Origin of the sequence: Sphingomonas sp. 179-A 2A2 NHS, assembly GCF_045371305.1 — a bacterium.
GTDB lineage: Bacteria > Pseudomonadota > Alphaproteobacteria > Sphingomonadales > Sphingomonadaceae > Sphingomonas.
The window spans coordinates 225,371-249,505 of sequence record NZ_JBIQDE010000002.1 but is presented as its reverse complement, the minus strand read 5'-3'; the positions used below and the strand labels follow the sequence as shown (position 1 = coordinate 249,505).

The 24,135-nt window shown below is 67.0% G+C and carries 28 protein-coding genes and 1 tRNA gene; 11 read left to right on the top strand and 18 right to left on the bottom strand.

Annotated features, from left to right (window positions below):
* Positions 1–2 precede the first annotated feature (2 nt).
* Positions 3–671: a protein-L-isoaspartate O-methyltransferase gene (locus ACH0AE_RS04365; RefSeq protein ID WP_294442290.1), complete on the bottom strand. Its 669-nt coding sequence runs from the start codon at positions 669–671 to the stop codon at positions 3–5.
* A gap of 165 nt (positions 672–836) precedes the next feature.
* On the opposite strand from ACH0AE_RS04365, the gene ACH0AE_RS04360 reads away from it, so the two are divergent.
* A tRNA-Cys gene (locus ACH0AE_RS04360) sits at positions 837–910 on the top strand.
* Positions 911–961: 51 nt separating this feature from the next.
* On the opposite strand, the gene ACH0AE_RS04355 is transcribed toward ACH0AE_RS04360, so the two are convergent.
* From ACH0AE_RS04355 to ACH0AE_RS04340, 4 genes are all read right to left on the bottom strand, one after another.
* Positions 962–3,187 (bottom strand): xanthine dehydrogenase family protein molybdopterin-binding subunit, encoded by a 2,226-nt coding sequence (locus ACH0AE_RS04355; RefSeq protein ID WP_294442291.1) that lies wholly within the window; start codon positions 3,185–3,187, stop codon positions 962–964.
* Positions 3,187–4,170 (bottom strand): xanthine dehydrogenase family protein subunit M, encoded by a 984-nt coding sequence (locus ACH0AE_RS04350; protein WP_294442292.1) that lies wholly within the window; start codon positions 4,168–4,170, stop codon positions 3,187–3,189. Before ACH0AE_RS04350 ends, ACH0AE_RS04355 begins: the two co-directional genes overlap by 1 nt.
* A complete protein-coding gene (locus ACH0AE_RS04345) occupies positions 4,167–4,703 on the bottom strand; it encodes a 2Fe-2S iron-sulfur cluster-binding protein (RefSeq protein WP_294442293.1) in 537 nt (178 codons plus the stop codon). Before ACH0AE_RS04345 ends, ACH0AE_RS04350 begins: the two co-directional genes overlap by 4 nt.
* A 214-nt stretch (positions 4,704–4,917) precedes the next feature.
* Positions 4,918–5,424, bottom strand: a complete 507-nt coding sequence (locus ACH0AE_RS04340) for a (deoxy)nucleoside triphosphate pyrophosphohydrolase (protein WP_294442294.1) — start codon at positions 5,422–5,424, stop codon at positions 4,918–4,920.
* A gap of 96 nt (positions 5,425–5,520) precedes the next feature.
* Here ACH0AE_RS04340 and ACH0AE_RS04335 point away from each other — a divergent pair, with 96 nt between their 5' ends.
* Together ACH0AE_RS04335 and ACH0AE_RS04330 are read left to right on the top strand one after the other, a co-directional pair.
* Positions 5,521–5,670 carry a Flp family type IVb pilin gene (locus tag ACH0AE_RS04335; protein WP_406875480.1) on the top strand — a complete coding sequence of 50 codons (150 nt, stop codon included), beginning with the start codon at positions 5,521–5,523 and terminating at the stop codon, positions 5,668–5,670.
* Between the two features lie 121 nt (positions 5,671–5,791).
* Positions 5,792–5,959 (top strand): Flp family type IVb pilin, encoded by a 168-nt coding sequence (locus tag ACH0AE_RS04330; protein WP_294442296.1) that lies wholly within the window; start codon positions 5,792–5,794, stop codon positions 5,957–5,959.
* Positions 5,960–6,056: 97 nt separating this feature from the next.
* Here the strand turns inward: ACH0AE_RS04330 and ACH0AE_RS04325 are convergent, their stop codons facing one another.
* The 4 genes from ACH0AE_RS04325 to ACH0AE_RS04310 are packed head-to-tail and all read right to left on the bottom strand — an operon-like array spanning position 6,057 to position 9,803.
* Positions 6,057–7,010 (bottom strand): acetyl-CoA carboxylase carboxyltransferase subunit alpha, encoded by a 954-nt coding sequence (locus ACH0AE_RS04325; protein ID WP_294442297.1) that lies wholly within the window; start codon positions 7,008–7,010, stop codon positions 6,057–6,059.
* Positions 7,011–7,019: 9 nt separating this feature from the next.
* On the bottom strand, positions 7,020–7,919 hold the full coding sequence (locus ACH0AE_RS04320; protein ID WP_294442298.1) for a tyrosine-type recombinase/integrase: 900 nt from the start codon (positions 7,917–7,919) through the stop codon (positions 7,020–7,022).
* 2 nt (positions 7,920–7,921) lie between these two features.
* Positions 7,922–9,685, bottom strand: coding sequence for a hypothetical protein (locus ACH0AE_RS04315; RefSeq protein WP_294442299.1), 1,764 nt, complete (start codon positions 9,683–9,685; stop codon positions 7,922–7,924).
* A complete protein-coding gene (locus ACH0AE_RS04310) occupies positions 9,666–9,803 on the bottom strand; it encodes a hypothetical protein (RefSeq protein WP_294442300.1) in 138 nt (45 codons plus the stop codon). The genes ACH0AE_RS04315 and ACH0AE_RS04310 overlap by 20 nt, the downstream gene beginning before the upstream one ends.
* A 97-nt stretch (positions 9,804–9,900) precedes the next feature.
* Here ACH0AE_RS04310 and ACH0AE_RS04305 point away from each other — a divergent pair, with 97 nt between their 5' ends.
* The 3 genes from ACH0AE_RS04305 to ACH0AE_RS04295 are packed head-to-tail and all read left to right on the top strand — an operon-like array spanning position 9,901 to position 11,698.
* Positions 9,901–10,464, top strand: coding sequence for a shikimate kinase (locus tag ACH0AE_RS04305; RefSeq protein WP_294442301.1), 564 nt, complete (start codon positions 9,901–9,903; stop codon positions 10,462–10,464).
* The gene (gene aroB, locus ACH0AE_RS04300) at positions 10,461–11,558 is read left to right on the top strand and encodes a 3-dehydroquinate synthase (RefSeq protein WP_294442302.1); all 1,098 of its coding nucleotides are present in this window, start codon (positions 10,461–10,463) and stop codon (positions 11,556–11,558) included. Before ACH0AE_RS04305 ends, aroB begins: the two co-directional genes overlap by 4 nt.
* Entirely contained in the window at positions 11,558–11,698 is a 141-nt protein-coding gene (locus tag ACH0AE_RS04295; RefSeq protein ID WP_294442303.1) for a DUF2256 domain-containing protein, read from the top strand. Before aroB ends, ACH0AE_RS04295 begins: the two co-directional genes overlap by 1 nt.
* A gap of 19 nt (positions 11,699–11,717) precedes the next feature.
* Here ACH0AE_RS04295 and ACH0AE_RS04290 read toward each other — a convergent pair whose 3' ends face one another.
* From ACH0AE_RS04290 to ACH0AE_RS04270, 5 genes are all read right to left on the bottom strand, one after another.
* Complete coding sequence (locus ACH0AE_RS04290; RefSeq protein WP_294442304.1) at positions 11,718–12,050, bottom strand: DUF423 domain-containing protein; 333 nt, start codon at positions 12,048–12,050, stop codon at positions 11,718–11,720.
* Positions 12,047–13,801, bottom strand: a complete 1,755-nt coding sequence (locus tag ACH0AE_RS04285; RefSeq protein ID WP_294442305.1) for a cation:proton antiporter — start codon at positions 13,799–13,801, stop codon at positions 12,047–12,049. The genes ACH0AE_RS04290 and ACH0AE_RS04285 overlap by 4 nt, the downstream gene beginning before the upstream one ends.
* A complete protein-coding gene (locus ACH0AE_RS04280; RefSeq protein WP_406875479.1) occupies positions 13,801–14,259 on the bottom strand; it encodes an iron-sulfur cluster assembly scaffold protein in 459 nt (152 codons plus the stop codon). Before ACH0AE_RS04280 ends, ACH0AE_RS04285 begins: the two co-directional genes overlap by 1 nt.
* Entirely contained in the window at positions 14,256–14,819 is a 564-nt protein-coding gene (locus tag ACH0AE_RS04275; protein ID WP_294442307.1) for a CvpA family protein, read from the bottom strand. The genes ACH0AE_RS04280 and ACH0AE_RS04275 overlap by 4 nt, the downstream gene beginning before the upstream one ends.
* A gap of 72 nt (positions 14,820–14,891) precedes the next feature.
* On the bottom strand, positions 14,892–15,380 hold the full coding sequence (locus ACH0AE_RS04270) for a TlpA disulfide reductase family protein (RefSeq protein ID WP_294442308.1): 489 nt from the start codon (positions 15,378–15,380) through the stop codon (positions 14,892–14,894).
* Between the two features lie 115 nt (positions 15,381–15,495).
* Here ACH0AE_RS04270 and argH point away from each other — a divergent pair, with 115 nt between their 5' ends.
* Genes argH through ACH0AE_RS04245 form a run of 5 tightly spaced genes read left to right on the top strand, consistent with a single transcriptional unit; the run spans position 15,496 to position 20,072 of the window.
* Positions 15,496–16,863: an argininosuccinate lyase gene (gene argH / locus ACH0AE_RS04265; protein WP_294442360.1), complete on the top strand. Its 1,368-nt coding sequence runs from the start codon at positions 15,496–15,498 to the stop codon at positions 16,861–16,863.
* Complete coding sequence (locus tag ACH0AE_RS04260; protein ID WP_294442309.1) at positions 16,860–17,105, top strand: hypothetical protein; 246 nt, start codon at positions 16,860–16,862, stop codon at positions 17,103–17,105. The genes argH and ACH0AE_RS04260 overlap by 4 nt, the downstream gene beginning before the upstream one ends.
* Before the next feature lie 2 nt (positions 17,106–17,107).
* Positions 17,108–18,364, top strand: a complete 1,257-nt coding sequence (gene lysA, locus ACH0AE_RS04255) for a diaminopimelate decarboxylase (RefSeq protein ID WP_294442310.1) — start codon at positions 17,108–17,110, stop codon at positions 18,362–18,364.
* 2 nt (positions 18,365–18,366) lie between these two features.
* On the top strand, positions 18,367–19,125 hold the full coding sequence (locus ACH0AE_RS04250) for a bifunctional precorrin-2 dehydrogenase/sirohydrochlorin ferrochelatase (protein WP_294442361.1): 759 nt from the start codon (positions 18,367–18,369) through the stop codon (positions 19,123–19,125).
* Positions 19,122–20,072, top strand: coding sequence for a CorA family divalent cation transporter (locus ACH0AE_RS04245; RefSeq protein WP_294442311.1), 951 nt, complete (start codon positions 19,122–19,124; stop codon positions 20,070–20,072). The genes ACH0AE_RS04250 and ACH0AE_RS04245 overlap by 4 nt, the downstream gene beginning before the upstream one ends.
* Positions 20,073–20,137: 65 nt before the next feature.
* Here the strand turns inward: ACH0AE_RS04245 and fliS are convergent, their stop codons facing one another.
* From fliS to fliR, 4 genes are all read right to left on the bottom strand, one after another.
* Complete coding sequence (gene fliS / locus ACH0AE_RS04240) at positions 20,138–20,536, bottom strand: flagellar export chaperone FliS (protein WP_294442312.1); 399 nt, start codon at positions 20,534–20,536, stop codon at positions 20,138–20,140.
* Positions 20,536–22,005 carry a flagellar filament capping protein FliD gene (gene fliD, locus ACH0AE_RS04235; RefSeq protein ID WP_406875478.1) on the bottom strand — a complete coding sequence of 490 codons (1,470 nt, stop codon included), beginning with the start codon at positions 22,003–22,005 and terminating at the stop codon, positions 20,536–20,538. The genes fliS and fliD overlap by 1 nt, the downstream gene beginning before the upstream one ends.
* A 78-nt stretch (positions 22,006–22,083) precedes the next feature.
* Positions 22,084–23,220 carry a flagellar biosynthesis protein FlhB gene (locus ACH0AE_RS04230; RefSeq protein WP_294442315.1) on the bottom strand — a complete coding sequence of 379 codons (1,137 nt, stop codon included), beginning with the start codon at positions 23,218–23,220 and terminating at the stop codon, positions 22,084–22,086.
* Positions 23,220–23,993 carry a flagellar biosynthetic protein FliR gene (gene fliR, locus ACH0AE_RS04225; protein ID WP_294442316.1) on the bottom strand — a complete coding sequence of 258 codons (774 nt, stop codon included), beginning with the start codon at positions 23,991–23,993 and terminating at the stop codon, positions 23,220–23,222. The genes ACH0AE_RS04230 and fliR overlap by 1 nt, the downstream gene beginning before the upstream one ends.
* Positions 23,994–24,135 lie beyond the last annotated feature (142 nt).

Sequence of the window (24,135 nt, the reverse complement as noted above, 5' to 3'; positions counted from 1 at the left end):
TATTAGAAGGTGAAACGGCGCGGGGTGGCGAAGCCCGGCAGCAGGCAGCATTCGATGTCGGCAAAATCCATCATCGCAAAGCCGCCCTCGCTGCGCCGACCTGCAGCGAGCCGGGTCACGCCCCGGTCGACCAGACCGCCGACCACGCGGCCGCCGACACGAACCTGCTCTTCCAGCGCTTCGGGCACGCGCTCGACCGCGCCATCGATGACCATCACGTCATAGGGGGCGCCTGCCGGATGGCCGGCTTCCAGCGGTCCCTCGATCAATGTCACCCGGTCCTCACCGGCCAGTGCCTCGCGAGCCATGGCGGCCAGCGCGGGATCAACCTCGACTGCCACGACGGATGCGACGATCATCGCCAGCACCGCCGCGGTATATCCGCCCGCGGCACCGATCAGCAGCACGCGGTCGCTCGGCAGCAGCCGCGCCTCGGTCAGCAACCGGCCCGTGGCGATCGGCAAATTGGCATGACGGCCCGCGCCCAGCGGCAGCAGCGCGTCGCGATACGCAAAAGCGGCCGACTCTTCCGGCACGAAGCGTTCACGCGGCACGTTCGCCATCGCGGCGATCACGCGCGCGTCCGACACCGCATTCGTGCGCAGCTGGCTGGCCACCATCGCGGTGCGCATCGCGGCAAAGTCCGGGCGGCGTTCGGTCGTCATGGTCATCGGGGTCATCCTGTCGCACAGCTGTTTTAGCGTTGCAATACACGTCGTCGAAGCTCGCGCTTTATCGCGCGCGCTCCGCCACGCCAACGATGAAACCCGCAACGGCCAAGCATAAACTTGACAGGGCCGCCCGCCCGCCGCATCTGCGCGCCTCGCTCGCATCGAGGCCCGATGGCGGAGTGGTGACGCAGAGGACTGCAAATCCTTGCACCCGGGTTCGATTCCCGGTCGGGCCTCCAGCGGCGACAGGCTGCCCGCCGTGGGCCAGCCTGTGCCCGATGCTTTTCAGATCACTCCGGCAGTCCCTTGATGATCTTGTCCAGTGTCAGCGGGAAATCCCGCACGCGGACGCCGCAGGCATTGTAGACGGCGTTGGCGATCGCCGCGCCGGCACCCGAAATGCCCAGCTCGCCCAATCCCTTCGCCTGCAAGGGATTGGCATGAACGTCTCGCTCCTCGAGGAAATGTACCTCGAGCTGCGGCACATCGGCATTCACCGGCAGATGGTATTCGGCAAGATCGCGGTTCACGAGCTTGCCGTTCCGGGGATCATGCACCAGTTCCTCGGTCAGCGCAGCGCCGATGCCGAAGGTCATGCCGCCGAGGCACTGTGACCGCGCAGTCTTCTCATTGAGGATCCGCCCCGCCGCGAACACGCCCAGCATCCGCCGCACCCGCACCTCACCCGTCACCGCATTGACGCCAACCTCCGCAAAATGCGCGCCGAACGACGCCTGGGTGGTTTCGTCCTTCTGCTTGCCCGGCTTGATCTCGCCCGTCGCTTCGATGCCGTCGCCGACGATGTCGGCAAGCCGCACCGATCGGTTCGCGGCGATCACCATGCCGTCCTTGAAGGTGACGTCCGCCGGCTCCGCATCCAGCTTCTTTGCGATATCTTCGCGGATCTTCTCGCACGCGAGATACACCGCTGATCCGGATCCGCATGCACCCCAGGACCCGCCCGAGCCCGCCGACGGCGGCGCCGCGCTGTCGCCCAACTTTACGGTGATCGCCTCGGGCGCAAGGCCGAGCAGTTCGCCCGCCACCTGTGAAAGGATAGTGTAGGTGCCGGTGCCGATGTCGGTCATCGCGCTTTCGATCGTCGCGTGGCCGGCGGAATTCACGGATACCTTGGCCGATTCGCTCTGGAGCAGGTTGCTCCGGCAGGCCGCGGCGACGCCCATGCCCACCAGCCATTCGCCCTCACGCCGTTTGCCGGCAGGCTGGCGCGCATCCCAGCCGAACCTGGCCGCTCCCGTCTCCAGGCACTCGATCAGGCTGCGCGACGAGAAGGGAACGCCCTTCTCTGGATCCTGCGCCGGCTCGTTGCGACGGCGGAGCTCGATCGGATCGATCCCGATCTTCTCTGCCAGCATGTCCATCGCCGATTCGACCGCCAGCATGCCGACCGCCTCGCCGGGAGCGCGCATCGACCCCGACAAAACGAGGTTCATGCGCACCAGATCATGAGTGATCCGCCGGTTCTCGCCAGCGTAAAGGAAGTGGGTGCCGATCCCGGCCGGCTCGAAGAAATCCTCGTTCGGCAGGTTCGCGCACACCGTCTCGTGGCCGATCCCGGTCAACCGCCCGTCGGCGTTCGCCGCCAGCAGGATGCGCTGCTCGGTGTTCGAGCGGCGCACGGTCGTCTCGAACACCTGCTGGCGCATCATGACTGCCTTCACTGGTCGACCAAGCTGTTTCGCCGCGATCGCTGCCGCCGCGCTTTCCGGCGAGATGCCGAGCTTCGATCCGAAGCCGCCGCCAACATATTCGGCGATGATCCGCACCTTCTTCGACGAAATGCCTAGCGCATCCGCCAGCGCCATCGCGTCCTTGGTGGGGATCTGGTACGATCCGTAGATCACCAGCTCTCCATCTTCCCACGTCGCGACCGAGGCGTGGGGCTCCATCGCCGCGGAATTCTGGCTCGGCGTCGTGAACGTCTCGTCGATCGTCACTGCCGCCTTGGCCATCGCCGCATCAAGATCACCTTGGGTAAAATGCGCGGGGATATTGTTCGGCGGCGGCACCTCGGTCTCGTGGCGATGCGCATCGAAGTCCCAGCGCCCGTCCGCCTCCTCCACCTCGATCGGTAACCGGAGTGCAGCGTCACGCGCCGCTTCGTAGCTCTCGCCCAGCACGATCGCGACGACCTGGCCAAAATAGGCCACGTCCTTGACGCCGGTAGTGGGTGCCTTGCTCTCGCCGCCCTGGCCCGCATTGCGAATGAAGTGTTTGAAGTCGGTCACGACGTCGATGACGCCGGGCAGCCGCTTCACTGCCTCCGCATCGATCGACTTGACGGTGCCGGCACCCTGCCTTGCACCGACGAGCACGCCATAAGCCATGTTCGGCAGGCTGTACTCGGCTGAATAGATCGCCTTCCCCGCCACCTTCTTGCGCCCTTCATGGCGGTTGAGCGGCTTGCCGATGACGTTCTGCGCACCTGAATCGAGCAGGCTCTGCTCGACCGGCTTGTCCATCTTCAGGCTGTTCGTGTGGCCAAAGCCGAACATCAGCGCTCTCCCGTCAATTCGTTGAGCGCCGCGATCAGCGTGCGCCGCGCGAGCGGTATCTTGAAGTCGTTGGCGCCATAGCCACGCGCGCCAGCCAGCAGCGCGTCCGCGGCCGCAGCGAACGCCTCGTGGCTCGGCGCCTTTCCGATCAGCGCCTGCTCCACCGCGGGATCACGCCACGGCTTGTGCGCAAGGCCGCCGAAGGCGAGCGCCGCGGATGCGATCTTCCCGTCCTTCATGTCCACGACGCCCGCCACCGACACCAGGGCGAAGGCATAGGACGCGCGGTCGCGCACCTTGCGGTACAGCTGGCGACCGGTTGGGGGCGGCGGCAGCTCGACTGCGGTGACCAGTTCGCCCGGCTCCAACACCGTCTCGATGTGCGGCGTGTCACCGGGCAGGCGGTGGAAGTCCGCGATCGGGATCCGACGACGATCGCCATCAGGCTTCAGTGTGACGATCGTTGCGTCGAGCGCCATCATCGCCACCGCCATGTCGCTGGGATGCGTGGCGATGCACTGTTCCGACGTACCGAGCACCGCGAGAATACGGTTGAACCCGCCAATCGCATCGCATCCGCTGCCCGGCTCGCGCTTGTTGCACGCACTGGCAGTGTCGTAGAAATAATAGCAACGCGTGCGCTGCAGCAGATTACCGCCGGTCGAAGCCTTGTTGCGCAACTGGCCGGATGCGCCGGCCAGCAATGCGCGGCTCAGCACTTCATAGCCTTCGGTCACGCGCTTGTCGGCGGCAAGGTCGCTGTTCGGGACCAATGCGCCGATCGTCAGGCCGCCGTCATCGCGTTGCTCGACAGTATCGAGCGGGAGGCGGCTGATATCAACCAGCCGCTCCGGTGTCTCGATCTGCAGCTTCATCAGGTCGAGCAGGTTCGTCCCGCCCGCGATGAACTTGGTCTGCTGTGCATTCGCCTGGCTCGCGGCAGCCTCCGGGCTCGCCGCACGCTCATATTGGAACAGCCTCATGCCCGTTCCTCCCCGAGCATGACCTTTTCGGGCCGACGATCGCCCATGCCCGCCACCTCGCGGATCGCATCGACGATATTGGGATAGGCCGAACAGCGGCACAAATTGCCGCTCATGCGCTCGGAGATCTCATCATCATCGAGCGAAACATCAGCAAGGTCGGCCGAGACATGGCTCGGCCACCCCTTCGCCACCTCGTCCAGCATGCCGGCCGCGGAGCAGATCTGACCCGGCGTGCAATAGCCGCATTGATAGCCATCGTGGCGGACGAATGCTTCCTGCAGCGGATGAAGCGTGTCGACACTGCCCAGGCCCTCGATCGTCGTAATCTCGTCGCCTTCGTGCATCACCGCCAGCGTCAGGCAGCTGTTGATGCGCCGGCCGTTGACCAGCATCGTGCAGGCGCCGCACTGGCCGTGATCGCAGCCCTTCTTGGATCCGGTGAGGCCGAGATGCTCGCGGCACAGGTCGAGCAGCGATGTTCGGATGTCGGCCTCAACATCGTGCGTATGGCCGTTGATGGTGATCCGCATGGGCAGCCTCTGGCGATAGTCGGGGGAATTGCTGGCTGAACGCCATCATCGCCCATCGGCTCCGCTTGCGAACCACTCGCAGCCGGCACGCAGCGCCGCCAGCGCGTCATCACGTCGTTTCGTCGATCCTTCCTCGCGCCGCCGCACGCGCGCGGTAAGCCTTGCGCCAAGCTCCAAAGCCGGGGGGCGACTCGTGCGTGACATGGATGGGGATTCAGACTGGATGGTGCGTTCGCACCCTTGGCTCGTGTTCGCCTTTGTCTTCTGCAGTCTCAGCATCTGCCTCGCCGCCTGACGGTTCCGATCTGATCAACAGATCGACAAAGGCCGCATCACCCGGTGGCATTGCCAGCCGCACAAGCGCCTGCGGCGCACCCCAGCATAATCCGGCCGCTTCGATTGCGCGCGGCTCGCCCAGCCATCGCTCAATTCGATAAAGCAGGAGCACAAGCTGCCGCCCGCGCGCTGCCGGGCGACTGGCGAAGCTCAACGGATAGAGATCGGTCGGATCCACCGCCACATCCAGTTCCTCCCGAAGTTCGCGGACCAGCGCCTCCTCCGGTGTCTCGTCTGCCTCTACCTTGCCGCCGGGAAACTCCCACAACCCGCCATGTTCCTTGTCGGCAGGTCGCTGCTGCATGAGGAACCGGCCGTCCGGCGTGCCGAGCGCGCCAGCAACCACCAGGAAGCTTCGTGAGTTTTCAGGCGCCTCGTTCGGCATGTCGACCTTTCATTAACGCTGGCGTGTCATCCCTAAGCCATGCGCCGCCCCCCGTCCTCGCCCGAACGATCGCTCATCCGGGCGCTTTTGCACTTCGTGCGTGACACGCGCGGTGCAACCGCGGTCGAGTATGGGCTGATCCTCGCCGTCATCGTGCTGGCGTTGATGGCCAGCCTTATCGGAGTGGCAGACGTCACGACGAACATGTGGAGCGACATCAGCTCCAAGGTCGTCGCGGCTCGGTAAAAGTTCCCTGCCAGCTTAAGTTTTTTTCAACCTGCCCGCCCTACCAGATCTATCACCGGACGGGGGCCATGTTCCAATCCGGTCGGGTGACTGAAGCTAAGACAACCACTGGAGATCGAACATGCAGAAGATCCGCGCCTTCCTGAAGAATTCCAAGGGCGCGACCGCGATCGAGTACGGCCTGATCGCCGCGCTGATCGCCGTCGCCGCCATCGCCGCCATGCAGGGCCTCGGCAATCAGCTGACCAAGACCTTCACCAACGTTTCGACGAACATGAAGGCTACCTAAGCCTCCATTTCCAAGATCGAAATAGAAAGGGCGGTGAGCTTCGGCTCACCGCCCTTTTCTTTGCCCAGACTACATCGACAAAATCACGCCCGAACCCTCAGGCCAGCGCACGGCCCATCGCGAGGAACTTCTCGCGCCGATCACGGCGCAGCGCGTCTGGGTCCAGCGATGTCAGCTCACCCAGAGCGCCGTCGATTGCATCGCCCAGCGCGCCGATCGCCGCCGCTGGCCCGCGATGCGCGCCGCCCAGCGGTTCGGGCACGATCGTGTCGATCACCCCCAGTTCCTTCAGATGCTGCGCCGTCACCTTCATCGCCTCGGCGGCATCCGCCGCCTTATCCGCGGTGCGCCACAGGATCGAGGCGCATCCCTCGGGCGAGATCACCGAATAGACGGCGTGTTCGAACATCAGCACGCGGTTTCCGCTCGCCAGCGCAATCGCGCCGCCCGAGCCACCCTCGCCAACAACCGCGGAGACCAGCGGCACACCAACGGCAAGGCACATCTCGGTCGATCGCGCGATGGCTTCAGCCTGTCCGCGCTCTTCCGCCTGCAGACCCGGGAAAGCACCCGAGGTATCCACCAGCGTCACGATCGGCAGGCCGAATCGGTCCGCCAGCGACATCAACCGCACGGCTTTGCGATACCCTTCGGGCTTCCCCATGCCGAAATTGTGCTTCAGCCGGCTTGCGGTATCCGCACCCTTCTCGTGTCCCAGCACCAGCACGCGCTGCCCGCGAAACGTGGCGAAGCCGCCCAAGATCGCCTGGTCGTCGGCGAAGGCGCGGTCGCCGGCCAGCGGCACAAATTCGCTGAACAGCCCGGTGACATAATCCTTGAAATGCGGGCGCTCCGGATGGCGGGCGACCTGCGTCTTCTGCCACGGCGTCAGCTTGGAAAAGGTGTCGCGCAGCAGCTTGTCGGACTTGGCCTGAAGCTTGGCGATTTCGGCGGTAATGTCGACGCCGCCATCGGCGCCGGTCTCGCGCAATTCATCGATGCGGCCTTGAAGCTCCGCAATCGGCTTTTCGAAGTCGAGGAAAGTCGGCATCGCGCGCAGCTAGGCGCGCCGGTTCGCTGCGTCAACGAGCGGGTGGCGTTCATTGACGAGCGCGACGAGACGCGAGCGATCAACATGGGTGTAGATTTCGGTCGTCGCGATATCGGCATGGCCAAGCATTGACTGAAGCGCGCGCAGATCTGCGCCGCCTTCCAGCAGGTGGGTGGCGAAAGCGTGACGCAGCACGTGCGGGCTGATCCGGTCGGGCGGAATTCCCGCCTCCGCCCCTAGCGAACGGATGATCTGGAACAGCCTGACGCGCGAAAGATGGGTTGCGCCGGAGGGAAAGAGAAATGGCCGATCGACGGCGACATGTGCACGCCAAGCCGCCACCGCGGCTCGCGCGCGGTCGGAAATCGGTACCAGCCGCTCCTTCCCGCCCTTGCCCGTAAGGATCACGAACGGGCGATCAGGATGAACCGCGTTGCGCGGCAGGGAGACGAGCTCGGTAGCGCGCAGGCCCGATCCGTAGAGCAGCTCCAGCAGCGCGGCGTTGCGCAGGTCCGCCGGCAGCGGCGGATCGCGCGCCACCCGCGCGGCGACCACCGCGAACAGCCGATCGACATCCTCGTGGCTCAGCGTCTTGGGCAGCGGCCGCCGGCTACCCGGCTTGGGTAGCGCATCCCCCGGGTCGTCGGCGCGGTCCCCTTCTTCGACCAGAAACGCAAAGTATCGGCGCAGCGCAGCGGCCTTCCGCGCCACCGTCGCGCGCGACAGCTTCGCCCATCCGTCGCCAAGCCGCGCCAGCGCCGCACCATCGGCGATCGAGAGCGCACCATCCAGTGCCTCGGACGCCAGCATCAAGTCGCTGCGATAGGCGGCGATCGTATTGCGCGCCGCCCCCGCTTGCGCTGCCAGCATTTCCAGGAAGCGGTCGATCGAGGCGTCGTCCGCGCCCATCGTTAGGCCCGTGCCAGCGCCTCGGCGGCGATCATCCGCGCCTCGCCGTCGAGGCCGACGGCGCGCAGCGATGCAACGATGCGGTACAGCATCTCCGGCGGCACGCCGCGCCAGCTCGCCGTCTGCATGGCCACGGCGGACAGCAGGATGACGGTCGCCGGCTGGCGCTCCCGCACTGCGCGGTCCATCGCGCGCGTCCAGGAATTGGTCGCGCCGATCGGAACGTCCAGCGCCTGCGCCCCGCGCTCCACATCGTCCTGCGTCATCCGGCCGAGCCCGGCCATGCCGGCAAAGAACATCCGCCGCTTCAGCGCCGCATCGCCCGCCCCCGAGTAGCCGGCGACATTGCTGTAGCTCATCCGCGTATTCGCATCGGGATCGGCAAGCGCCAGCATCGCCCACGCATCGCCGCCCTCGTCCACTTGCCCGCGCCAGCGCTGCGCGGAGCGGTCGAGCCCGGCGGTCAGCATCGAGGCAACGATGCGGTCAGCTTCCTCTCGGCCGTCGGTCGGCCGGATTCGTGCCGCAGCCCGGGCCGTCAGTACCAGCCGGGCGTAGCGCGTAGACGGCGTCTCGCCCGCATTCCACAGCTGTCGAAGCGCGCCCAGCCGGGTTGCGACATCGCCGCCGACATAAGCCGCGCGCAAGTCCGATGCGATTGCGCCAAGCGCCGCCGGAGTGTCGTCGGCGGCATCGAGCGCGGCGAACAGATCGACCAGCGCGGCGTTCGAGATCACCCCCATCGCCGCCGCCGCTTCCGCCGCCGGTGCGCGATCGGCAAGCGGAATGGCAGGCGCCAGCGCGCGCCAGCCGGTCACCTGCGGACCGACCGTCTCGTACAATGCGGCCGGGATCGCCACGCCAGTCGCCGTCGCCAGCCCGAAGCGCCAGGTGGTGAGCTGAACCACTGGGTCCCACTCGATCGTGATCGCCTGCCGGCTGTCGCGCCCCGCGCCGATCACCTTCTGCGCCAGCTGCAGATCGATCCCGCTCGCGACACGGCGGCGGCGCGCGTCGGCGAGCAACGGCTGCGCGCCACCATCGGCATTGCCCAGCGCCGCGCACATCGCGCGCGCCATGATCCAGCCGCGCTCGCTGTTCTCCGCATCATCGGCAAGCGGACACAAGCCGGCGGGATCCGCATTCGCCAGCATCGCCTGCATCGCGACCTGCCGGTACTTGGGCGTCGCATTGCCGGTGTCGACGCTCTGGATCACGCTGCGCGCCGCGACCGATTCGCCCATCCGCAGCAGCAGCCACGCGCGCTCGGCGGCGAAATCCGCGCCGTTGAGGCCCGCCGGCGTATCCAGCTGCGAGACGAGCGTACGGCGAAGCGCGATCGACAGCCAGCGTGATGGCAGCGGAGCCGAGAGCCGCCGCATCAGCGTTTCGACGAAGCCGCCATCGGCAGACCCGAAGGCATTACGCGGCAGGCCACCTTCCGCCGTCCCGATCGGGCCGACGATGGCGAGCGAGCGCCGCGCGAACAGCGGCATCTCGTAGCGCGCCAGTTCTTCTTCGCTCGGCGGCGTGGGCGTCGGTGTCGGGGTGGGGCTCACCTCCGGCAGGGGCAGGTCCAGCGGCGCCGGCAGCGGCTGCACGGTCGCGCCGTCAGGTGTTTGTGCCGGCGGCGCGGGAGCCACGGGCTCGCCGAACCCGGGCGGCAGCAGTGATTCGGGTGCCTGGGCGTTCTGCGCGACCGCCGCGGCAGCCAAGGAGGCAGCGGCGGCGAGCGCCGCCAGTGCCTTAGCTCGCGAGATTGCCAAGCTCGACCGCCTTTTCGACACGCGTCGTCGGCCGCTCGGTCGCGCTGCCCGCGAGGAAGAACAACCCGCCGACCACCACGACCAACAGCACCACCAGCGAGACGATCAACCGCGACATGTTTCTACCCTGTACGACGCGAGTACACCCGCAGCCCAGTTCCCCACGCACGTACCTTGTGCCCGGGGCGCCGACGCGCTGTATAGCCCGCCAGCCGATGATGCAAAGCCCCGCCCCTGCCGAACCTGTGAACAACGCCCGCCGCCCGCGCGGCCCGATCGTGCTGGTCGGCCTGATGGGTGCGGGCAAGTCAACGGTCGGCCGCCGCCTGGCGCACCGCCTCGGCCTGCCGTTCGTCGATGCCGACAATGAGATCGAGGATGCCGCGGGCATGACGATCCCGGAGATCTTCGCCCAGTTCGGTGAGGATTATTTCCGGGATGGCGAGCGGCGCGTGATCCAGCGGCTGATTGATGGCCGGCCCAAGGTGATCGCCACTGGCGGCGGCGCCTTCATCAACGATGCGACGCGCGCGCTGATCCTCTCCGAAGCGCTGGCGATCTGGCTCGATGCCGATATCGACGTTCTGGTCGAACGCGTGCGCAAGCGGGATACGCGGCCGCTGCTGCGCGGCAAGGATCCCGCCAAGGTGCTGCGCGAGCTCGCCGAGGTGCGCAATCCGCTCTACGCCCAGGCGCATATCCGCGTGCCCAGCAACAATGTCCCGCACGAGGCAACGGTACGTGCCATCCTCGATGCGATCGGTTACGGGGCGGCATGACGACGGTTCGGGTGGCGCTCGGCGCGCGCAGCTATGATGTGGTGATCGAGGCGGGACTGCTCGCCCGCGCGGGTGAACAGATCGCCCCGCTCGCCCGCGGCCGCCGCGTTCCGATCGTCGCTGACGAGAATGTCGCGCAACATCTCGAGACGCTGCGCACCTCGCTCGATGCGGCCGGCGTGGCCAGTGAGCCGATCGTGCTTCCGGCGGGTGAAAAATCGAAAAGCTGGGGCACGCTGGAAACGCTGACCGACCGCCTGCTCGATCTCGGCGTCGAGCGCGGCGATCACGTGATCGCGCTTGGCGGCGGCGTCATCGGCGACCTGGTCGGCTTCGCCACCGCGATCCTGAAGCGCGGCTGCGGCTTCGTGCAGATCCCCACCACCCTGCTGGCACAGGTCGATTCGTCCGTCGGCGGCAAGACCGGGATCAACACGCGCGCGGGCAAGAACCTGATCGGCGCGTTCCATCAGCCCAAGGTCGTGCTGATCGATCCCGACGTGCTCGATACGCTCCCGCCCCGCGAGCTTCGCGCTGGCTACGCGGAAGTCGTGAAATACGGCCTGATCGACGACGCGGATTTCTTCGCCTGGTGCGAGGCGAACGGCGCGAAGCTCCTCGCCGGCGACAGCGCGGCGCGCGAATATGCCATCGCTCACTCCGTCGCTGCCAAGGCGCGCCTCGTGGGCGAGGACGAATTCGAAACGCTCGGCCGCCGCGCGCTGCTGAACCTCGGCCACACCTTCGGCCACGCGCTGGAGGCGGAAGCCGGCTTTTCCGATCGCCTGCTCCACGGCGAAGCAGTGGCGGCCGGCTGCGCGCTCGCCTTCGGTTATTCGGCGGCGCAGGGGCTTTGCTCGGCCGAGGACGCGATCCGCGTCTCGGCGCATTGGCAGGCGGCCGGGCTGCCCGACGGCCTCGCCGCCGCTGGCATCAATGCCCCGGCAGAACGCCTCGTCGATCACATGCGGCACGACAAGAAGGCGAGCGGCGGGCGCATCCCCTTCCTGCTCGCTCACGGCATCGGCCAGACCTATCTCGACAAGAACGTCTCGCTCGACGACGTCCGCGACTATCTGGCAATCGCGGGCTGATGCCGAACGGCGTCGCCAAGCGCGATTTGCCGACGAAGATCTGCCCCGCCTGCCACCAGCCGTTCACGTGGCGCAAGAAATGGGCCCGCGACTGGGACAGCGTCCTCTATTGCTCGGACGCCTGCCGGAAGAAGCGCTGAGCCCGCGCACGAGCGTCGGCTAGGAGCGCATCCCGGCCCACGCCAGCCACAGCCAACCGGCGATTAGCAGCGTGCCACCCACCGGCGTGATCGCGCCCAGCCAGCGCGGCGCGCCCAGCGCCATCAGGTACAGGGTACCGGCGAACAGCGCGCCGCCGGCGATGAACAGCCAGCCCGGCCCGCGCACCTCCAGCCGAAGCGCCACCAGCGCCGCCACGGCATGGATCAGCTGATATTGCCCACCGGTCCGCAGCCATTCCGCCGCCTGCCCGCTCGCCCCATGCGCGCCGAACGCACCCGCGCCCACCGCCAGGGCGCCGGACAGTCCCGCCAACACCATCAGCCAGTTCATTTGCCGTTCCCCCATGGCTGTTGCTCCGCCACCAGCGCGCGTGCCGTGCGCAGGTCGCCCGCCTCGATCTGGATGCGCAGCCGCTCCTTGTCGCGCGCACGATACATGTCTTCCGCCCGGTCGATGTCACCGCGCTCGATACCCAGCCCCTCCATCGCGGCCCGGGCCATCTTGACCGCCGATTCCATCACTTCGCGCACCACGAGCTTCGCCGGGCCGTTCTTCAGCTTGATCAGCGCCCGGCGATCAAACGCGCGCACATAGATCGCCGCGTTCGGGAAGGCCTCGTGCACCGCCTCCACCACCTCGGGCGTCACCTGTTCGCCATCGATGCAGAACAGAATCAGCTCCGCCTCCGCCGCACCCGCCTGGCGCAAGAGGTCGAGCCGGGTGCCGTCACCATAATAGACCTTCGCGCCAAACTCGCCGGCGATGTCGATCATCTCGATATCGGTGTCGATCAGCGTGACGGGAATGTCCTGCGCCAGCAGCATCTGCCCCACCGTCTGCCCGAACCGGCCATAGCCGACGATCAGCGCATTGGCGCCGTCCGCCATCGGCCCGTCCCGCTCCTCCTTCACGATCGGCTCCTCGCGGAACCGGCGCGTCGCGGACATCAGGAACGGCGTCGTCGCCATGGAAAGCGTGATGATCGCGCCGAACAGCGAGGCAGCCTCGGGCGCGATCAGGTACGCGTGGGTCGCCTGCGCGAACAGCACGAAGCCGAATTCCCCGCCCTGGCTCAGCAGCAGCCCCAGCGCGAGCGCGGAGCGCCAGGTCATCTTGAAGGCAAGGCCAAGGCCGAAGATCACCAGCGTCTTGGTCGCGATCAACGCCACCGCCATCGCCAGGACGAAGAACGGCCGTTCCGCGATCGCGCTGAGGTCCAGCAGCATCCCGATCGTCAGGAAGAACAGGCCAAGCAGGATCGAACGGAACGGATCGACATCTGCCTCCAGCTCGTGCCGATACGGGCTGTCCGCCAGCATCACGCCGGCGACGAACGCGCCAAGCGCGGTCGACAGCCCAAGCGCCTCCATCAGCGCGGCACTGGCGATCACGGTGAACAACGCGGCGAACACGAACATCTCGCGCTCGCCCATGTTGCCGATCCAGCGGAACAGCGGGCGCAGTAGGAAGCGGCCCGCCGCGATGAGGCCCGCGACCGCGCCGATCGTGTAAAGGATCAGCAGCCATCCCGGCGGCCCGCCGGCATCGGCCGGGTTGCGGCTCAGCGCGGCGATGATCGTGATCAGCGGGATGATCGACAGATCCTGGAACAACAGGATCGAGAATGCCCGCTCACCGAACGGGGTGCGCAGCCGGCCCGACGATTGCAGCATCGGCAGCACCTGCGCGGTCGACGACAGCGCCAGCGGCAGGCCCAGCGCCAGCGCGGCCGGAAGCGAGAATTTGACGAACACCGCCACGATCGCGGCGATCACCATGCCGCACAGCGTCACCTGCAGCAGCCCGAGGCCGAAGATGTCTTCCTTCAGCTTCCACAGCCGCGTCGGGTTGAGCTCAAGCCCGACGACGAACAGCAGCAGCGTGATGCCAAGCTCGGCAATGCCAAGCTTCGCTTCGGCATCCCCCACCAGCCCCAGGATCTGCGGGCCCACGACGGCGCCGGCAACAAGGTAACCCAGCGTCGCGCCGAGGCCCAGTCTTCGGAACAGCAGGACAAAGCCTAGCCCCGCCCCCAACAGGATGAACCCGTCGCGGAGCAGGGATCCCGCCGCGTCTTCCATCAGGCCTCGTTCGCCTCCGTTGCCGGCCCTTGAGCCACCTGCGCGGCCTGGGCTGCCGCTTCCGCCGCCGCTTCGAACGCGAGACGGATCGAGGCATGGCGAGCGTGATAATCCAGCGCCGGGGCCAGCACGTCCAAGCCCGGCCAGTCCGGTATCGCCCCCTCCCGCGCCAGCCACGCGGTCAGCGCATCACGCGCTGCGGCGAGTTCGTCGGGCGTGCGGCCCACGATGTTGCCGGCCAACAGGGAGGAACTCGCCTGCCCCAGCGCGCAGGCGCGCACCAGCATGCCTGCTTCACTGACGCGGCCATCGGCGCCGATGTTCACGTCCACCGTCACCCGGCTGCCGCAGATCGGCGATCGTTTCTCGCTCGTCCCCTGCGGCTCAGCCAGGCGCTCGTCGATCGGATTGTCGGTCGCCAGCTTCAGGATCGCATCATTGTAGAGCGTGCTGCTCATGACGGGCTACTCGCATTGGCGGGGGGCGCCGCCGGGGTGCGCGGGCCGAACACCGGCTGGCCGCGGCGGCGGCGATCGACGAAGTCGGCCATGGCGGCGCTCGTCGCGCTCAGCAGCGGATAGGTCCGCGCCTCCCGCGTCCACGCCGGCCGCTGCCGCGGGCCGCCGCTGATCGTGTCGAGCACCAGGAAGACGAGCAGGAAGGCAAGGCTCGCCAGGATCAGCCCCTTCAGCGCACCAAAGCCGAAACCAAGCGCGCGGTCGACCGGCCCCAGCACCGACTTCTTCACCCGCTCGCCGAGCGCCCGGGCCACCATCCGTCCCAGGAAATAGGTGACGCCCGCCAGCAGCACGAACGCCAGCGCCGCGCCGCCTGATGGCGTACCGACCGGCCCGGCCAGGAACTGCGCAGTCGGCAAGTGGAAGATCTTCACCGCGAAGATCACCGCCACCCACGCGAACAGCGCCAGAACCTCGGTGACGAACCCCCGTTTCAGCCCCAGCAGCGCGCTCCCGCCAACCAGGGTGAGCACTGCAATGTCGAGTCCGTTGAGGTTCATTGTCGTCATCTAGTGCGACGCAGCGAAATCGTCACCCTGCCCGCCGCACGCTTTGTCGCGCCGCTGTCGCCGTCACTCGGCGAGCAGCGCCTTCGCCTTGTCGCCGGTCCAGTCGAGCGCGCCGGCCACGCGCCACAGTTCGCGCCCTTCGGCATCGAACATGATCGTCGTCGGCAGGTTCACCCGGTAATGCAGGCTCAGGCCCATGTCCGGATCGGTGTAGGGCTTCAACCGCGCCAGCTTCCGCTCGGTGAAGAAGGGCGCCACCTTCTCGGGCTGCATGTCCTGGCTCAACGCCAGCACCTGGATCCGCGGGTCCGCCGCCGCCGCATCCAGGCTCGGCATCTCCTTGATGCACGGCGCGCACCACGTCGCCCACAGGTTCAGCAGCACCGGCTTGCCGCGGAAGTCCGCCAGCGTCACCTTCTTGCCCGCCGGATCGACGAACGACACCGCCGGCGCCGCCTCGCCCCTGTGCGACCGATCGACCTCGCCCGACTTTGCCGCCGGGGTGCCCGTCCCGGGCGCGACTTCGTCCGGCGACACTTCGTCGGGGGTCACCGCGACGTTCGCTTGCTCCGGCGCAGGCGTTTGCCTATCGCAAGCCGCTGCCGCGAGCGCGGCCATGAGGAGAAAGACGGTTCCCGAGCGCGATGACATGAGCGGTTCCAACCAGATGTGGGGCGGTCGTTTCGCCGAAGGGCCCGCCGCGGTGATGCGCGAGATAAATGCCTCCATTCCCTTCGACAAGCGGATGTGGCGGCAGGATATCCGCGGCAGCCAGGCGCATGTCGCGATGCTCGCGAAGCAGGGCATCGTGTCGGGCGAGGATGCGGACGCGATCAGCGCCGGCCTGGGCAAGGTCGCCGAACAGTATGAGGCGAACGGCGTCGCGGAGGATCTCTCACTCGAAGACATCCACATGCAGACCGAGGCGCGCCTTGCCGAGGCGATCGGCCCCGCCGCGGGCCGCCTCCACACCGCGCGCAGCCGCAACGATCAGGTTGCGACCGACTTCCGCCTCTGGGTGCGCGACGCGATCGACGAGACGCTCGCCGCCCTCGCGGCCTTCCAGCGCGCACTGCTCGCCCGGGCGGAGGAACATGCCGGCAGCGTGATGCCCGGCTTCACCCACCTCCAGTCGGCGCAGCCCGTCACGCTCGGCCACCATCTGATGGCCTATGTAGAGATGGCGCGGCGCGACGTCGGCCGCTTCCGCGATGCCCGCGCCCGGATGAACCTGTCGCCGCTCGGCTCGGCGGCGCTGGCCGGTACCGGCTTCCCGGTCGACCGCCAGGCTACCGCCGCCGCGCTCGGCTTCGATGGTCCCACGCGCAACTCGCTGGACGCGGTGTCGGACCGCGATTTCGCGATCGAGTATCTCACCAGCGCCGCGCAATGCGCGCTTCACCTCTCGCGCCTCGCCGAGGAGTTCGTCCTCTGGGCCTCGCAGCCCTTCGGCTTCGTCTCGCTTAGCGACCAATGGTCCACCGGCAGTTCGATCATGCCGCAGAAGCGCAATCCCGATGCGGCCGAGCTGGTGCGCGGGCACGCCGGCCGGATCACCGGCTGTCTCGTCAGCCTGATGGTGACGATGAAGGGGCTGCCGCTCGCTTATTCGAAGGACATGCAGGACGATAAGCCGCCGGTCTTCGAATGCCATGATCTCCTGGGGCTCTGCCTCGCCGCGATGACCGGGATGGTCGAAAGCGCCACCTTCCGCACGGATCGGATGCGGGGCCTCGCCGAAAGCGGCTTTGCCACCGCCACCGATCTTGCCGACTGGCTGGTGCGTGAGGCCGGCGTTCCGTTCCGCGAGGCGCATCACATCACCGGCCGCGCCGTTGCGCGGGCAGAAGCGCTCGGCGTGCGCCTCGATCAGGTGCCGCTCGATGATCTCGTCGCGATCGATCCGCGCATCGACGCTCGCGTCTATGACGTGCTGTCGGTCGATGCCTCGGTCGCCAGCCGCACCAGCTTCGGCGGCACGGCGCCCGACAATGTCCGCGCAGCGATCCGCGAAGCACGTGAGGCCCTGGGATGAAGCCTGCAACACCGCTCGCCCTGCTTGGCGTTATCCTGCTGCTCGCCGGCTGCGGCGCATCGCGGGGGTTGAAACCGGCGCCGGGGGAACAGCTGCCGCCCGCCCCTTACGGCGCCGATGCACGCCCTACCCCGGCCGAACTTCTCACCCCCAGCGCTCAGGCCCGCCCGGGCCGCAGCGACGAGCTTCTGCGCAATTCCGATGAGCGCCGCAGCGACGAATTCGATCTCCCGCCAAGGTAATCATGGACCATTTCTCACTCGTCGACGGCGAGCTTCATTGCGAAGCCGTGCCGCTTTCGCGCATTGCGGCGGAGGTCGGCACCCCCGTCTACGTCTATTCGGCCGCCACGCTGCGCCGCCACGCCCGCGTCTTCCGCGATGGGTTGAAGCACGCCGGTCCGGTCCATCTCGCTTATGCGATCAAGGCCAATCCCAATATCGCGGTGCTGAACGTGCTTGCGCGCGAAGGCTATGGCGCTGACGTCGTCTCGGGCGGCGAAATGGCCCGCGCGCTCGCCGCCGGCATGCCCGCCGCCGACATCGTCTTCTCCGGCGTCGGCAAGACCCGTGCGGAGCTGACCCGCGGCCTCGAGGCGGAGATCGGCCAGTTCAATATCGAGCTGGAGGAGGAAGGCGCCGTCCTGGCGCAGCTCGCCGCGGCGATGGGCAAGACGGCGCGCGCCGTGCTTCGCGTCAATCCGGATGTCGATGCCGGCACCCACGCCAAGATCTCGACCGGCAAGCGCGAGAACAAGTTCGGCGTGCCGATCGACGAGGCCGCAGGGATCTTCGCTCGTCTCTCCGGCCTGCCCGGCCTCGACCTGCGCGGCGTCGCGATCCACATCGGCAGCCAGCTGCTCGATCTCGCCCCGCTGGAGGCAGCCTATTCTCGCATCGGCCAGTTCATCGCCGAGTTGCGCGCGGCCGGCCACACGATCACCCATGTCGATCTCGGCGGCGGCCTTGGCGTCAACTACAGGGCGGGCGACGTGCCGCCCGATCCCGCCGATTTTGGGGCGATGGTCGCGCGGGTCACGAAGGATTGGGGCGTCACGCTGATGTTCGAGCCCGGCCGCGTGATCGCGGGCAATGCCGGCGTGCTGCTGACCGAGGTGATCTGGGTGAAGCCCGGTGTCAGCAACCCCTATGTCATCGTCGATGCGGCGATGAACGATCTCGCCCGTCCTGCGCTTTACGATGCATGGCACGATTTCCAGGCGGTGCGGCCGACCGGCGATCGCATGATGGCGAACATCGCCGGCCCGGTGTGCGAAACCGGCGACACCTTCGCGCGCGATCGGGAGATCGATGCGGTGAAGTCGGGCGATCTGGCGATCTTCCGCACCGCCGGCGCTTATGGCGCGACCATGGCGTCGACGTACAATTCGCGCCCGCTGGTGCCTGAGGTGCTGGTCGACGGTGATCGCTACGCCGTGGTGGCGGATCGCATTGCGGCCGAGACGATCCTCGCTGCCGAGCGCGTGCCGGACTGGCTGTGACGCTGCACAGCCTGCCGATCTTCGTGCGGCTGCAGGGCCGCGCGGTGATCCTGGTGGGCGATGGCGAGGCGGCAGACGCCAAGCGCCGCTTGCTTGAACGGGCCAGCGCGATCGTCGTCGGTGAAGACGAAACTGACGCGGGCGCCCGGCTCGCCATCGTGGTCGACGACGACGCTGCCGTCGCGCGGCTCAAGGCACGCGGCGTGCTCGTGAACGCGGTCGACCGGCCGGAGCTGTGTGATTTCACGCTGCCCGCCATCGTTGACCGCGATCCGGTGATTGTCGCCGTGGGCACCGGCGGCGCCTCCGCCGGCCTCGCGGCCGCGCTTCGCCAGCGGCTCGAAAGTCTATTCCCCGCCAGCCTCGGCCGCCTGGCCGATGCGCTTTTCGCGGCGCGCGGCGCGATCCGCACGGCCTTTCCCGATGCGGCCGAGCGCAGGCGCGCCATTTCGGACGCGCTTCGACCCGGCGGTCTGCTAGATCCGCTTTCCTCGACCTCAGATGTCGCCCGTTGGCTCGCACGGGCTGGCAGGCGAGGCGACGGTGCCGGCACGATCGAGACCATTCGCCTCACCTCCACCGATCCCGATGATCTGACGCTGCGTGACGCGCGCCTTCTCGCCAATGCCGATCGCGTGACTCACGATGCCGCGGTGCCAACGGCGATCCTCGACCGCGCCCGCGCCGACGCCGATCGCATTGCCTGTGCCGAGCCCCCCGCCGGGCTCCCCGGATTGACCCTCGACGTGAGGATGATGTGAGCGGATTTGCCTATCGCATCGACGACGCCGGCGCGCACGAGATCGACATCAAGGACGCACTTGCCGTCCGCGATGCGATGGCCTGGGTGCATCTCACCTCCACCGCCGAGCATGCCCAGGCATGGCTCACCGACGAAGCGAAGCTGCCCGACTACGTCGTCGAGCCTTTGACGGCGAGCGAAAGCCGCCCGCGCTGCGAAGCGTTCGATAGCGGTGCCTTCCTCAACCTGCGCGGTCGCAGCACCGAACCGCTCGATTCGTCCGACATGCTCGCCTCGCTGCGGATCTGGGCGGTGAAGGGCCGCGTTATCTCGGTCGCACGCAAGCGACTCCTCGCGGTCGATTCGGTGCAGCGGGAAGTGAAGACCGGCAGCATCCGTGATCCCGGCGATCTCATCACTGCCTTCGCTACCGCCATCACCAGCGATCTAGATCCCGTCGTGGCCGATCTTGGCGATGATCTCGACGATTGTGAGCAGCAGCTCGACAGCAGCCAGATCATGAAGCTTCGCCTCAACGTCACGCGCGTGCGCGGCGAAGCCATCAGCTACCGCCGCTTCCTCAATCCGCAGCGTGCTGCGCTCGAGCGGCTTGTCGCGTTGCCCGGGGACTGGCTTGGATCGGACGATCGCGCGCACCTTGCCGCCGCGGCCGATCGCGCCGCGCGCATGGCGGAGGAACTGGAGGCGATCCGCGAACGATCCAGCCTGATGCACGAGGCACTGACCGATCTCCGCGCCGAACAGCTCGACAAGCGCAGCCTCATCATCTCGATCGCCGCCCTCGTCTTCCTGCCGCTCACCTTCATCACCGGCCTCTACGGGATGAACGTGGAAGGCCTTTGGTACGCCAAGGAGCCATGGGCATTCGACGCCATTCTCGGGATCTGCGCGGTGATCTCGGTCCTTGTCACCGGCTATTTCATGGCGCGCCACTGGCTTCGCTGACGCGGTAAGCAATCAACCAGGGTGACGCCGTCGCCCCGGGCGCCGGCTTCTGACCGCGACGACGGTCAGGCGGCCCGCGCCACCTTCCAGGCCTGGCCAATCTCGTCAAATGTATCCGCCACGGTGCGGAACGGCGCGCCGTCATTCCCCAGGCTCGCCTCGATCACCTGCCGCCGCGCACCGGCATAGAGCTTGGCGAGCGTGGTCGACACCTCGCCGCCTTTCTCGAAGTCGAGCCCCGCCTCCAGTGCGAACAGGATGGCGGTTGCCCTCGTCACGCGGTCGCTTTTTGTGGAAAATTTCTTGTGCTCCGCCGCCCAAGCCGCCGCGCGAAGTGCCTGGCACAGTTCCTCGTAGAGCAATTGCACCAGCGCCGGTCCGTCCGCGGTGGCGGTGCGTCCCGCAAGGTCGATCTGGCGATAGGTCTGCGCGGGATCGCGCGACAGTACGGACGCGTAAATCATCAGGGTTTCTCGTTGGTCCACGCCTTGATCTGATTCTCCATGAAGGTCATCGTCGACTTGTAAGCTGCGACGCGCGCGTTCATAGATGCGAATTGCTGCGTCATGCGCGTCGTCAACCGGTCGCGCTGGTCTGTCATCTTGTCCTGCTCTTTGGTGAGTTCGCCCTTCGCCTCGGTGTAGCGTTTGGCCGATGCGCCAAGGCCATAGAGCGCACTCGTTGCGTTCAGCTTCACCGAGTTCATCGCCGCCAGCAGGCCCGAGCCATCCGAGGAATTGGAAAAGATCGCTTCCAGGGCGCCGGGATTGTTGGTGATCGCCTTCGATAGTGTATCAACGTTCACCGATAGTGTGCCGTCGCGATTGGTGTTGACGCCGAGCTCCGCCAGCGTGCGGGGCGTGCCAGGCGCTCCGCCCGGCAGTAGGTCACGCAAGGTAAGCGCCTTCATGCTGCGCAGCAGGTTTTGCGCGCCTGGATCGCCGCGCAGGTCGCCGGTGATCGGGTCGGTCTGCTTCTTAAGCTCCGCCATCACCAAGTTGTAGGTGAAGACCACGTCTTCGATTGCGTTGGTCAACGCCGTCGTCGGCGTAGTGGTGGACAGCGACACGGGGGCTTCCGACGTGCCGGTCAGGTCCAGCTTCACGCCCGTCACCAGGTCGCTGATGCTGTTGCTCGCACGTTGCACGCTGATGCCGTCAACCGTCAGCTTTGCATTGCCAGCGGTGCTGTTGATCGTCATCCCGGTCGCATCCGGCCCGACGCTCAGCTTCTTCAGCTCGTCCGTCGAATCCCCGGAGGCCGTCAGCGTGAACGCCTTGGCCGCGCCGGTGTCGCCCTTAAGCGACAGAAAGGCGTGTCCATCCGCATCGGTCACCACCGTTGCCGTCACGCCGCTCTTCTTGGCGTTTATCGCCGCAGCCACGCCGGTCAGCGAGGTATCGCCGGTGAGGTCAATCGTGAACGTGTTCGTGGTATCGCCATTGGCGGGATCGGGACCAATGCTGAGCGTCAAGCTTCCCTTGAATGATGGCGCGTCCTTGGACTCGACACTCTCCTTGCTCACCGCTGTCTGCGGCGTCGCTAGTTGATCGACGCGAATGTTAGCCGTCAGCCCGGTCAGTTTGGCACCGGAGATCGCGGTCGCGGTCAGCACGCGGTCATCCGAACTCTTTGGCTGCGATTGCAGCGTCCCGCTTTTTACCAACGCTTCCAGAGCCGAGGCGAAATCCGTGATCGCGCTCTTCAGCGTGGACACGCCCGAAAGCTGAGCCGTCAGCCGGTCGGACTTTGCCGTGAGCATCGAGCTCTTGGCCGCGAACTGTGCCTCCACCAGGCCAGTGACCAGCGCATCGGTATCCACGCCCGATCCCGTATTCAGCGACGTCAGCAGCGCGCTTGCCGCCGATTTGGTGACGCTGGTCGTGGACGGCGTCGGGGTCGGCGCGGCGGTGGTGCTGGTCGTGGTGGTCATGACGTCGCATCAAACGACCAAGGCGCGCCAAACTTTACCATCTTTGTACCATCGGTGACCGTCTGTCACCGGCGCGGATCAATGCAGCGCCGCCCCATGCTCGTCGAAGCGCGCCCCCTCGGGCACATCCACCGCCGGCAGCGGCGGCGTTGTCCCGCCCGCCGCGGCGTTCAGCCCGAAGACAAATGCCAGCACCGTCGCGATCGCGAGGTACAGATCGTCCCGCACCTCCTGCCCCTCGCGGCTGGTGTAATACACCGCACGCGCCAGCATCGGATATTCCAGGATCGGCACTGCCGCCTCGCCAGCGAGTTCGCGGATCGCCAGCGCCGTCGCACCGCGGCCCTTCGCCACCACCACCGGCACCTGATCACGCCCGCGATCATAGCGCAGCGCAACCGCAAAGTGCGTCGGGTTGGTCAGGATAACATGCGCCTCCGCCACCGCGGCGCGCGTGGACCCGGATAGCATCGCCCGCTGCCGCGCGCGGATCTGCCCCTTCACTTCGGGATTGCCCTCGCTCTCCTTGTGCTCGTCCTTGATCTCCTGCTTGCTCATGCGCAGCTTCTTCATGCGCTGGAACATCTGCAGCGGCACGTCGACAAATGCGATCGCGGCCAGCCCCATCGCCATGACGACCATCAGGTGAGTCAGCGATCCCCCAAGCGCGTTCACCGCCTCGTTCAGGTTCGACCGCGCGAGGCTTAATGTGGTGCGTGAGGACTGCATCAGCAGCCATCCGCCGACCGTACCAAGCAGCGCCACCTTCAGCAGCGATTTGCCTAGCTCGATCCAGCCGTGCATCCCAAAGATGCGCTTCAGCCCGGAAGCGGGGTTGATGCGGTTGCCCTTGGGCGCCAGCAGCGACGCATTGAAGCGCAGCGAACCCAGCCCCGCCTGGCTCAGCACGCCCGCCACCACCGTGATCGCGAACAGCGCGCCAAGCGCCGGCAGCAGCTTCCACCCCGCCGCCGCAAGCGGGCGGAACGGCTGGAAATCTTCCACGTCACCGCGCCCGAAGCGGAAGCTTTCCGCCATCACGCCTTTGCACGCCGCAACCAGCGACGGGCCGAAGAAGACGAGCCATGCCACCCCCGCCAGTACCACCAGCGCGGTCGCGAACTCGCGGGACTTGAGGACATCGCCCTTGTCGACGGCGTCCTTCAGCCGCTTGGCTGTCGGGGCTTCTGTTTTTTCGCCGAACTCGTCTGCCATCAGCCAAGGACCAGGCTTTGCGTCGCTTCCAGCCCTTCGCGCACGATCACGAGCATATAATCACCCATGGCAGGAAAGCCGGCGGCCATCGCGATCACGCCGACCGCAAGGCTTGCTGGCAGGCCGATGGAGAACAGGTTCAACGCCGGCGCCGATCGGGAGATCATGCCGACAACCAGGTTAAGGCACAGTAAAAGGAAGCCGACGGGGAGCGCGAGCAGGAGGCCGGCAAGAAAGGCATAGCCACCGAACATCGCAATGTCCCGCAGTTGCGCGGGCGCGAGCCAAGCGGCCCCCGGCGGCAGCGCGACATAGCTTTTCGCCACCATCTCCACCAGCACGAGGTGGCCGTCTACCGACAGGAACAGCAAAGTCAGCAGGATCGACAGGAACTGGCCGATCGCCGGCGAGGAACGTCCGGTGTTCGGATCGATCATATTGGCAAAGCCAAGCCCCATGGATCCGCCGATCAGCTCGCCCGCGATCAGCGGCGCCGCAAAGGCGACTTGCAGGATGAAGCCGATCGCCAGCCCCACCAGCGCCTCCGCGGCAACGGCGAGGAAGGTAGCGAGCCCGAACACCTGCGCCGGCGGCGTGATGTTCTGGGTACCCAGCACCAGCACGCCCACCGCCCCCGCTAGCACGACGCGCACCTGCAGCGGCACGGAGACGTTGCCGAACACGGGCGCTGCAATGAATGCGGCGCCGACGCGAACCATGACGAAGACCAGCGCCCACAATTGCGGCTCGATCGAGAGGCCGAAGCCTAGCATCCGGCGTCGCTCTGCGGCCATGAGGTGATTTCACGCACCAACCCAACGCCGTTCGTCCCGCGCACGGTCGAGTGGCGAGCCGGGCATAACAGGAACAGCGCCTCGACTGCACGCGACACCACGGGAGGGCAGTTCAACCGCA